The organism is Burkholderia sp. ZZQ-2, assembly GCF_050768715.1.
In the GTDB taxonomy this organism is placed as follows: Bacteria; Pseudomonadota; Gammaproteobacteria; order Burkholderiales; family Burkholderiaceae; genus Burkholderia; species Burkholderia cepacia.
The window spans coordinates 19,768-28,793 of the sequence record NZ_LDVA01000122.1 but is presented as its reverse complement, the minus strand read 5'-3'; the positions used below and the strand labels follow the sequence as shown (position 1 = coordinate 28,793).

Sequence of the window (9,026 nt, the reverse complement as noted above, 5' to 3'; positions counted from 1 at the left end):
TCCTGAACGAATTCCGAACCTCAACCCGTCAATGCCATGCAAGTACTCGTCGTAGGAACCGGCAAGCTGGCCAGCGAACTGCTCGGCGCGCACCGGCTCGACCCCGCAACCTGTCGCGTAATGGCGTGGTCGGACAGCACGCACCACGATGCGCAGCGTAGCGACGCCCGGCATATCGACGCCCGCTCGATCGTCGTGCATGCCGGTTCCGGCCGCGAACTCCCTGACGTCATCGCGTTCTGCGAGGCCACCGCGTCGCCGCTCGTCGAGCTGTCCACCGGCTCCGTCCTCGAAACCGGCGCGTACGCTTTCCCGGTCGTGCTGTGTCCGAACACGAACATCCTGATGCTCAAGTTCATGAGCATGCTGGAAACCAGCGGCCACCTGTTTCACGACTGCCGGATCAGCCTGACGGAGTCGCACCAGGCAGGCAAGACGTCCGTCCCGGGCACGGCCGTCGGGATCGGCCAGTCGCTCGGCGTGCCGCCGGAAGACATCCGCTCCGTGCGCGACCCGGACGTGCAGCGCAGCGAATTCGCCGTCGCCGACGATCAGCTCGGCCGCCACGCGATTCACCGGATACGCATCGACGACGGTGCGTGCAGCCTGCAGTTCGAATCGCGCGTGGTGGGCGATACGCCCTACGCGGATGGCGTATCGCGCATCGTCGATGCCGTCCGGCAGCACGATCTCGAGCACCGCCGCTATTCGATCGTCGAGTTCATCCGCAACGGCTGGCTGTAGTCGCGGCGGTACGCGGCGGGAGGCATGCGCGCGTCTCGCACGTCATTTCCACAATGCAAACAGGTTCGTCGCAAAATACCGTGGATGTCGCCGATCGCTTCGCCGGCGACATCCGGGCCACACATCCCGCCGCCCGGCAGCCGCGACGCGCAACCGTCGTTTCGCATCGGCCGGCAAGTTATCGGCGGAGGTCCATTCGCCGAGACGGAGCGCAAACCGCTGCCGACGCCGGCGCGTGAATCGCCGCAGTCGACATCCCCCGAAAGGAGAGCACCCAATGACCCGCCCCGATTTCATCAAGCACTGGACCGAGCTCGAAGAACCGGAAGCGCATTGCTATCGCGGCGACACCGAGCCGATGGCGCTGGACGCACCGCTTTCCGCCGAACTCGGCATCACCCGTATCGGCATTCATCACGTGAGGCTCCTGCCGGGTCGGCGGACGTCATATCCGCATGCCGAAAGCACCGAGCAGGAGTTTGTGTACGTGCTCGAGGGCAAGCCCGATGTCTGGATCGACGGCGTGCTGCACCCCGTTGCCGAAGGTGATTCCGTCGCGTTTCCGGCGGGCACCGGCATCTGTCACACCTTCATCAACAACACGAAGGACGAGGTCAGGCTGATGGTGATCGGCGAACGCCCGCGCGACGACAACCGCATCCGCTACCCGAAGAACGAGGCGTACGAGCTTACCCGCGCGGACCGCTGGGTGGACTGGCCCGCCAGGCCGCTCGGGGACCACGACGGCATGCCGGACTGACGCTCGCGAAGATGCCCACGACGGAACACGCCGAGCCTGCTGCGTGAATGCGCGGCAGGCCGCCGGAGCCGCCCCGTTTCGCGGCGCGTTACCCGGCCAGCCGTCACTCGCCGCCCAGCACCGCCCCGCTCTCGGGCAACGTCGCACCGCCATCGACGACGATCGTCTGCCCCGTGATGTACGCGGCATCGGCCGACGCGAGAAACAGCATCGCGTTCGCGACATCTTCCGGCTCGCCCATCCGCGCAAGCGGAATGTCGCGCGCGATCTGCGCGGCGACCGACGCATCGCCAAGATTGCCTGCCGCCGGCGTGCGGATCATTCCCGGTTCGACACCATTCACCGTCACGTTGTGGCGTGCGAGCTCCAGCGCCGCCGCGCGAATGAAGCCGTTCACACCGGCCTTCGACGCCGCGTAATGCGCGAGCCCCGGATATACGACGCGCGGCCCCGTCACCGACGACGTGACGAGCAGCCGCCCCGCCCCCGCGCGCCCGAAGGCCGGCAACGCGGCCTGTGCGAGCCAGAACAGCGCCGACAGGTTGACCGACAGCGTCCGGTCGAGCGTCGGCTCGTCGATCTGCGTGAACGGCGTCAGCGGAAAATACGCGGCATTGTGGACGACGACATCGAGCCGGCCGCCATCGCGCTCGACTGCCGCGACCAGCGCGCCCAGTTGGTCGCGGCTGGCCGCATCCACCCGATAGGCGCGCGCCTCGCCGCCCGCGCTCGCGAGCGCGTCGGCCTGCGCGGCGGCGGCCTCGCCGTTCAGGTCGGCGAGCGCGACGAACGCGTCGGATTCCGCGAAACGGCGCGCGATCGCCGCGCCGATCCCCTGCGCGGCGCCCGTGACGAGCACGACGCGCCCGCTGAAATCCGCCCGCAGGCGGCCGCTGCCCGGCACGGCATTCATCGCTGCGCCCCGCCGTCGAGCGGATGCACGGTGTCGTTCAGCACCTGCGCATGCGCGCCGATCGGGAAGTTCGACAGCGTGCCGAAATCGCCGCCCTGGTAGCCGAAGATCTTGCCGTCTGTCTTGCGCTGCGCGAGGTCGATCAGCACGACGCCGAGCGTCGGCACCACCTTTTCGCGCCACACGAACAGATACAGCTCCTCTGCAATCCTGAAGTAATGGCAGCGGTCGACATCGGCCAACCCGCCTTCGACACCCTGCAGGCACTGCCACGCGTAGAAGTTCTCGTTCAGGTAGATGTGCTCATAGCATTCGGTCGGGCTGTAGCGGTACATCGTCCGCTTGCCGATCAGCTCGCGCGTGGGCCCGTGCAGCGGCCCCGGCTGCGTATGGCCGGCGAGCGTGCCGTGCCGGAAACCGGCCTCGACGCCCGTCAGCGGCAGCCCGCGCGCAACCCGCGTGAATGCATCGATACGCGTGTCGGCTTCGGTCGGCAGCGTGCCGACGACCGACGTCCATACACCGTTGTCGAGATCGATCACGAGACTGACCGACGTCGCGCGGGCGGCCGAATCGATGTAGTCGACGAAGTACAGCCCGTTGCGCAACCGCGTGACGCGGCACGGCTCTCGGCCGCTCGTGCCGGTCGCCGCGTCGCGCCACTGCAGCGCGCCCGGCTCGAACGTGTAGACCCGCCATGCCCCCGACGCATCGCCGAGCGTCAGCGTATGCCCGGCGAGCGCATCGGAGGATGCGAGGATGTTCGCTTCCGGCGCGAAGCCGTCCGCGAGCGCGCCAACCTGAATGAATACCGGATCCTGTTGTTCCACCTGCCGTCTCCCGCGCAGCTTCAGGCCCGGCGGGCCGTGTACGCTGCTCATGTGCACATGGTGCGGGCTGCGCGCGATGCGCGGTATCGGCCAAAAGGATGAAGGGCGCGCGGCGCCGGAACGCGCTAAAGTGCACGAAATCCGCGCCGCGACCGGCGCGAGGAGCGCACATGCACCGCGTCACCCACTACCGACGGACCGGCGAAGGCATCGAGGCAATCAGCCTCGAATCCGACCGCGCGTTTCCGCGCCACGCGCACGACGAATTCGGGGTCGGCGTGATCGTCAGCGGCGCGCACCGGTCGTGGAGCGGCCGCGGGCAGGTCGACGCCCTGGCCGGCGACGCGATCATGGTCAACCCGGGCGAGATGCATGACGGTTCGCCGATCGAGGCCGGCACGGGCCGGCGCTGGCGGATGCTGTACCTCGCGCCCGCGCTGGTCGCGGGCGTCGCGGCGGAAGAAGGCCTCGGCGGCATCGAACTGGCGCATCCGGCGGTGCGCGACGCGCGGCTCACGGCCGCCGTCGGCCGGCTGCATGCGCGCATCGTCGCGGGGGAATCCCGGCCGCTTGCCCGCGACGAGGCTCTCGTGATGCTCGTCGCCGGACTGCTCGCCCGGCACGCTAACCGCACGCTGCCGACGGCGGGCGTTGCACCAGCGATCCGCATCGCGCGGGAGCGGCTCGACGCGGCACCGGCCGCCCCCGTTTCGCTCGCCGAGCTGGCCGGCCTGAGCGGCGTGAGCCGCTTCCAGCTGCTGCGCGGGTTTGCCCGTGAACTCGGCATCACACCGCACGCCTACCTGATCCAGTCGCGTGCGCGGCTGGCACGCGCGCTGCTCGCCAGCGGCCTGCCGATCGCCGATGCCGCGGCCGAAGCCGGCTTTGCCGATCAGAGCCACCTGACGCGTGCGTTCGCACGCCAGTTCGGAATCACGCCTGGGAGATTTACGCAGGCCGGTTGATGCCCTGCGTCCTTGCGCAACGCGATCGGTCGCAAGGCGATCGAAGGCGGGCCCCGACGTCGACGACGGCAAGCGCGGCTTGGGCTTGGGCTTGGGCTTGGGCTTGGGCTTGGGCTTCGACTTCGACTTCGACTTCGACTTCGACAGCAGTCTGCGCGAACGCACGCGCGCAACGCCCCACGCACTGCCCTCGACACTCCCGCGCCCGCTGCAATTTCGTTCAAGACGCGCGACGCCGCCATACGCGACGATGCGGCGCATGAAGACACGACTGATCGGCTATCTCTATCTCGCCGCCGCAATGGCGGGCGTCGGCAGCACCGTCATCGCGAGCCGTCTCGCGGCAGGCGGCCTGCCGCCGTTCTCGGCCACCGCGCTGCGCTTCCTGATCGCGACACCGCTGCTGTTCGCGCTGATGCGCGCGCAGCGAATGCGCTGGCCGCGCATTTCCACCCGCGACGGCGTGCTGCTCGTCATCCAGGCTGCGGCGGGCGGCGTCGGTTATACGGTGCTGCTGATCAGCGGCACGAAGCTGTCGTCGCCGCTCGACGCAGGCGTGATGCTGGGCACGCTGCCCGCGATGTCGACGCTGATCGCAGCCGTCGTGCTGCGCGAGCGGCAGACGCCGCGCGACTGGGCGGCCGCCGCGCTCGCCACGGCCGGCGTGCTGTTCGTCACGTTCGCCCCCGGCCACGCGCTGCCGTCGCTCCGGACGCTTGCCGGCGATGCACTGGTGCTGGCCGCCGTCGCATGCGAAGCCGTATTCATCCTGCTCAACCGGCGCCTTGCCGCGCCGCTGCCGCCGCTCGCGCTGTCCACCGCGATGTCGGGCCTCGGCTTCGTCCTCGCGCTCGTGCCGGCTGTATTCGAATGGCACGCGGTCGCAGACGGCTGGACTGTCGGCGCCGTGTCGGCAATCGCCTACTACGCGCTGGTGCCGACCGTGCTCGGCTACCTGTGCTGGTACGCGGGTTCGGCGCGCACCAGCGGAACCGAGGCCGCGCTGTTCACGGCGGTCGCGCCGGTCTCGGCCGTGCTGTTCGCGGTCGCGCTGTTCGGTGAAACGTTGAACGTCACGCGGGTCGCCGGCATCGCACTCGTCGTCGCGGGCATGCTCGTCGGCGCAACGCGGCGGCGCGAGCGGCTCGCCGACACGCACGATGCCCGGCCAGCCAGCCCCGCGCCCACCCCCGCTCAAACCGCCGCCGACTGACGGCGGTCATCGCGGGATTGCGGCAGCGGCGGCCACTTCCTCCCGTCACATCGTCGTGGCCCGCGCCCCCGGCCACTGTAGGAATGTGTCCGTGTGCCGCAAATCGATTGCGCACCACCCCGCAAGATGCAATATTCGCGTGGCCGGCCCCTTTGACAACCATCGAACAACAATCCGACACGCAATGAACAGGAAGGAAGCCAAAACAAGAATCGCGGTGCTGCTCTCCGCGGGAACGAGGAAGGCCGACGCACTGGCCGAACTGTCCGGACAGGGGCTCAAGGATCGCGTGCTCGCGCACCTGATCGCATCGCGCCCCGACCCCGAGCGCTGCCGCAAGAACAAGGTGCACGTCCGGATCCTGGTCGCGCTCGGTATCGCCCAGCTGGCGATCAGCCTCGTGCTCGCGTATTACTTCTTCGCAAGCGGCGCCGGCACCGGCCTCGTGGCCGTGTTCCTGGCGTTGACCGTGCCGCTGTCGCTGCTGTTCATCTGGGGCTTCGCGACCCATCGCGTCGGCGCCTATCACGCGTTCATCCTGCTGTCGCTGCTGCAGTTGCCGAAGACCATCGCCGAGCTCGGACGCGATCCGTCGACCGCGCTGCCGAGTCTCGTGATCACCGCGTTGCTGGTGGGCTACGTCTGGTACGTACGCAACCGGATGTTCCCCGACTACGGCTGGTTCACGCCGCGCAAGGTCGAAGGCCGCTACGCGTTCGTCGAACACGCGTGACGCCGCCGGCGTCGCCGGCGTCGTCACGGGCCGAAAAAAAGCGCCGGGCCGCCCCGCAATCGCGGGACGGCCCGGCGCTTTCTGCATCCCGGAACCGGCCGGCTTACTTGGCCTTTTCAGCCGTATCGCTGATCGCCTGGCCGCCCTTCGAAATATCCTGGCCCACGCCGGCGACCGTGTTGCAACCGGCGAGCGCGGCGGTCACCACCAGCAGCATTGCAGCAATCGTACGCGTCATTCTCATTCTCCTTCGAATCAACAAGCCCGACGGGCGAATCGTATGCGGCCCCGTGCCCGGCAAGACGCCCGGCACGGGGCCTGACCTGATTATACGGAGACGGCCGCGACGCGCCACTACGAACCCGCCGCATGTCACATGGGCCACACAGCCGGTTCGCGCAGATTTTCCTTGACTTCAACGCGCCAGGAACTAATATACGCACCGCGTATATTTTCCGTCAGGAGCCGCCGATGACCGTTCCCCAGCAAGCCTTCCTCCGCGACGCGATGCGCCGCCTCAACATGACCCGCGAAGCGTTCGCCAATCGCATCGGCGTCAGCCGGCGCGCGCTCGACACCTGGCTGCTGCCCGACGATTCGCAGGAATCGCGCGGGATGCCCGAGATCGTCGAGCGCTTCGTGTCGGAAATCGTCGAGCGCTCGGCACCGGAAGGCGGCGGCTATACGCAAAGCGTAGATAATCAAGGGCTCGCCAAGCAGTTCTTTTTCGAAGGCAAGCCGCAGCTGCTGTCGGTCGACCAGTTCTCGCGGGAATCGGTCGAGGCGCTGTTTCGCGTGGCCGACGTGATGCAGCCGATCGCACGCCGCCACAAGATTTCGCGCGTCCTAGAAGGCGCCGTGCTCGGCAACCTGTTCTTCGAAGCCAGCACGCGTACGCGCGTGTCGTTCGGCGCCGCCTTCTGCCGGCTCGGCGGCTCGGTGTGCGACACGACGGGCTTCACGTTCTCGTCGATGGCCAAGGGTGAATCGATCTACGACACGAGCCGCGTGATGGCCGGCTACGTCGATGCGCTCGTGATCCGCCACCCGGAGAAAGGCTCGGTGGCCGAGTTCGCGCGCGCGACCAACCTGCCCGTGATCAACGGCGGCGACGGCCCCGGCGAGCACCCGAGCCAGGCGCTGCTCGATCTCTATACGATCCAGCGCGAGTTCTCGCGGCTCGGCAAGATCGTCGACGGCGCGCACATCGCGCTGGTCGGCGACCTCAAGTACGGCCGCACCGTGCACTCGCTCGTCAAGCTGCTTGCGCTGTACCGCGGGCTGAAGTTCACGCTCGTGTCGCCGCCGACGCTCGAGATGCCGGCCTACATCGTCGACCAGATCGCGACGAACGGCCACGTGATCGAGCAGACGACCGACCTCGCGGCCGGGCTGCGCGGCGCGGACGTCGTCTACGCGACGCGGATCCAGAAGGAGCGCTTCACCGACGAGTCGTTCGAAGGCTACACGCCGGATTTCCAGATCAACCAGGCGCTCGTCGATACGGTGTGCAAGCCCGACACGCTGATCATGCACCCGCTGCCGCGCGACAGCCGGCCCGGCGCGAACGACCTGTCGGTCGACCTGAACCGCGACCCGCGCCTCGCGATCTTCCGTCAGACCGACAACGGCATTCCGGTGCGGATGGCGATCTTCGCGGTGCTGCTCGGTGTCGAGAACCTCGTCCAGCATTCGATGCGCGACGCGACGTGGCGCCCGCCGGCATATCTCGGGCCGGAGGACGCGGTGTTTCACGGCGTCGATTGAACCGTATCCAGGGTCTCGCGCCCGCCTGCCGTCGTTTCAGGTTGGCGGCGCGCCCGCCTGAAGCAGAACGCGCCGCATCGCACGGCGCGTTTTTCAATTGCGGGGCAGCCTGCGGGGCCGGCAGCCGTGGGCTCGCTAGCGCGCCCACGGGTCGATTACGCGAATTCCCATTGCCTCGAACGGCGTGACGTCGCGCGTGGCGACGATCAGGCCGTTCGCTTCGGCCGTGCCGGCGATAAAACCATCGGATGGTGCAATTGCGACACCTGCGGCACGAGCGCGTGCGCGAAGGCTCGCATACGCTTTGCTCGCAGCATCGTCGAATGGCAGGATTCGTCCGCGAAACAACGGCAGCACGCGCTGCTCGATGCTCTGATGCAGCCACTCTCGCCGGCGTCCTTCCGGCAATACAGCCACGCCCAATCGTATTTCCGCGAGACTGATCGCAGCCAGAAACAAGGTTTCGACATTCTGGGCATCGAGCCACTCGATCACGGCCGCGTTCGGCTCGCGTCGTAGCGGTTCGGAAATGACATTCGTATCAACAAGGATCATTCGAAGCTCATCGGATCGGCAGGCGTCTTGTCGCGCTGGGCGTCGAAATCGAATCCGCCGGCCTCCTGCCCGATTGCCGCCAGCATCGTTCCCAGCTTGAGCCGCCCGCCCGGAAGAACGGCCTGTTCGAGAATGTCGCGCACCTCGGCTTCGGTGCTGCGCCCATGTTGGGCCGCGCGAATGCGAAGTGCTCGATGCACTTCATCGGACAGATTTCGGACGGTGATCACCGGCATGGTGCGCCTCATCAAGATTGCTTTCAATGCAGTCATATTAGCATTTTGCTGTCATACCAAGTGAATCGCGACACTGCGACTCTAACCGGCCCGACAAGCCCTTCCTATCTGGTCATTCGGCCAATCTTCCCTCCGCAACGACCCCGTCACATTCGTCAACAATTCCCTAACAAACGAGAACAAGAACGCTTCTCATTCGCGATGAAATTACATAGAATGCCGCCTGAAAACAAATCGTAATAATTCCCGGCGGCGTGCACATTTCCGCAGCGCACCGCCCCGGGGCCACACCGCGAGGTCGAAGCGCACC

Annotated in this window: 11 protein-coding genes; 6 read left to right on the top strand and 5 right to left on the bottom strand. The window is 67.4% G+C overall.

What is annotated here, in order from left to right; genetic code table 11:
• Positions 1 to 36: 36 nt before the first annotated feature.
• Both ABY44_RS07735 and ABY44_RS07730 read left to right on the top strand, forming a co-directional pair.
• On the top strand, positions 37 to 744 hold the full coding sequence (locus tag ABY44_RS07735; RefSeq protein WP_060173278.1) for a hypothetical protein: 708 nt from the start codon (positions 37 to 39) through the stop codon (positions 742 to 744).
• A gap of 277 nt (positions 745 to 1,021) precedes the next feature.
• On the top strand, positions 1,022 to 1,504 hold the full coding sequence (locus ABY44_RS07730; protein ID WP_021158171.1) for a cupin domain-containing protein: 483 nt from the start codon (positions 1,022 to 1,024) through the stop codon (positions 1,502 to 1,504).
• Between the two features lie 103 nt (positions 1,505 to 1,607).
• Here ABY44_RS07730 and ABY44_RS07725 read toward each other — a convergent pair whose 3' ends face one another.
• Positions 1,608 to 2,417, bottom strand: a complete 810-nt coding sequence (locus tag ABY44_RS07725) for an SDR family oxidoreductase (protein ID WP_060086298.1) — start codon at positions 2,415 to 2,417, stop codon at positions 1,608 to 1,610.
• Positions 2,414 to 3,247 (bottom strand): molybdenum cofactor biosynthesis F family protein, encoded by an 834-nt coding sequence (locus ABY44_RS07720; RefSeq protein ID WP_060173354.1) that lies wholly within the window; start codon positions 3,245 to 3,247, stop codon positions 2,414 to 2,416. The genes ABY44_RS07725 and ABY44_RS07720 overlap by 4 nt, the downstream gene beginning before the upstream one ends.
• 170 nt (positions 3,248 to 3,417) lie before the next feature.
• On the opposite strand from ABY44_RS07720, the gene ABY44_RS07715 reads away from it, so the two are divergent.
• The 3 genes from ABY44_RS07715 to ABY44_RS07705 all read left to right on the top strand — a co-directional run bounded on the left by ABY44_RS07715 (position 3,418) and on the right by ABY44_RS07705 (position 6,158).
• Positions 3,418 to 4,212, top strand: coding sequence for an AraC family transcriptional regulator (locus ABY44_RS07715; RefSeq protein ID WP_060173279.1), 795 nt, complete (start codon positions 3,418 to 3,420; stop codon positions 4,210 to 4,212).
• Between the two features lie 259 nt (positions 4,213 to 4,471).
• Positions 4,472 to 5,425: a DMT family transporter gene (locus ABY44_RS07710; RefSeq protein WP_060173356.1), complete on the top strand. Its 954-nt coding sequence runs from the start codon at positions 4,472 to 4,474 to the stop codon at positions 5,423 to 5,425.
• 184 nt (positions 5,426 to 5,609) lie between these two features.
• On the top strand, positions 5,610 to 6,158 hold the full coding sequence (locus ABY44_RS07705; RefSeq protein WP_021158166.1) for a hypothetical protein: 549 nt from the start codon (positions 5,610 to 5,612) through the stop codon (positions 6,156 to 6,158).
• A gap of 103 nt (positions 6,159 to 6,261) precedes the next feature.
• Here the strand turns inward: ABY44_RS07705 and ABY44_RS07700 are convergent, their stop codons facing one another.
• A complete protein-coding gene (locus tag ABY44_RS07700) occupies positions 6,262 to 6,396 on the bottom strand; it encodes an entericidin A/B family lipoprotein (RefSeq protein WP_021158165.1) in 135 nt (44 codons plus the stop codon).
• A 233-nt stretch (positions 6,397 to 6,629) separates the two neighbouring features.
• On the opposite strand from ABY44_RS07700, the gene ABY44_RS07695 reads away from it, so the two are divergent.
• Positions 6,630 to 7,925 carry an aspartate carbamoyltransferase gene (locus tag ABY44_RS07695; protein ID WP_059525726.1) on the top strand — a complete coding sequence of 432 codons (1,296 nt, stop codon included), beginning with the start codon at positions 6,630 to 6,632 and terminating at the stop codon, positions 7,923 to 7,925.
• 135 nt (positions 7,926 to 8,060) lie between these two features.
• Here the strand turns inward: ABY44_RS07695 and ABY44_RS07690 are convergent, their stop codons facing one another.
• Together ABY44_RS07690 and ABY44_RS07685 are read right to left on the bottom strand one after the other, a co-directional pair.
• The gene (locus ABY44_RS07690; protein ID WP_021158162.1) at positions 8,061 to 8,480 is read right to left on the bottom strand and encodes a type II toxin-antitoxin system VapC family toxin; all 420 of its coding nucleotides are present in this window, start codon (positions 8,478 to 8,480) and stop codon (positions 8,061 to 8,063) included.
• A complete protein-coding gene (locus tag ABY44_RS07685) occupies positions 8,477 to 8,716 on the bottom strand; it encodes a FitA-like ribbon-helix-helix domain-containing protein (RefSeq protein WP_021158161.1) in 240 nt (79 codons plus the stop codon). The genes ABY44_RS07690 and ABY44_RS07685 overlap by 4 nt, the downstream gene beginning before the upstream one ends.
• Positions 8,717 to 9,026: the final 310 nt, after the last annotated feature.

What these genes read in the sequence shown, in the direction of transcription:
- ABY44_RS07735 (WP_060173278.1), top strand. Translation starts at nt 37, where the DNA reads ATGCAAGTACTCGTCGTAGGAACCGGCAAGCTGGCCAGCGAACTGCTC.
- ABY44_RS07705 (WP_021158166.1), top strand. Translation starts at nt 5,610, where the DNA reads ATGAACAGGAAGGAAGCCAAAACAAGAATCGCGGTGCTGCTCTCCGCG.
- ABY44_RS07700 (WP_021158165.1), bottom strand. Translation starts at nt 6,396, where the DNA reads ATGACGCGTACGATTGCTGCAATGCTGCTGGTGGTGACCGCCGCGCTC.
- ABY44_RS07690 (WP_021158162.1), bottom strand. Translation starts at nt 8,480, where the DNA reads ATGATCCTTGTTGATACGAATGTCATTTCCGAACCGCTACGACGCGAG.
- ABY44_RS07685 (WP_021158161.1), bottom strand. Translation starts at nt 8,716, where the DNA reads ATGCCGGTGATCACCGTCCGAAATCTGTCCGATGAAGTGCATCGAGCA.
- ABY44_RS07710 (WP_060173356.1), top strand. Translation starts at nt 4,472, where the DNA reads ATGAAGACACGACTGATCGGCTATCTCTATCTCGCCGCCGCAATGGCG.
- ABY44_RS07695 (WP_059525726.1), top strand. Translation starts at nt 6,630, where the DNA reads ATGACCGTTCCCCAGCAAGCCTTCCTCCGCGACGCGATGCGCCGCCTC.
- ABY44_RS07725 (WP_060086298.1), bottom strand. Translation starts at nt 2,417, where the DNA reads ATGAATGCCGTGCCGGGCAGCGGCCGCCTGCGGGCGGATTTCAGCGGG.
- ABY44_RS07715 (WP_060173279.1), top strand. Translation starts at nt 3,418, where the DNA reads ATGCACCGCGTCACCCACTACCGACGGACCGGCGAAGGCATCGAGGCA.
- ABY44_RS07730 (WP_021158171.1), top strand. Translation starts at nt 1,022, where the DNA reads ATGACCCGCCCCGATTTCATCAAGCACTGGACCGAGCTCGAAGAACCG.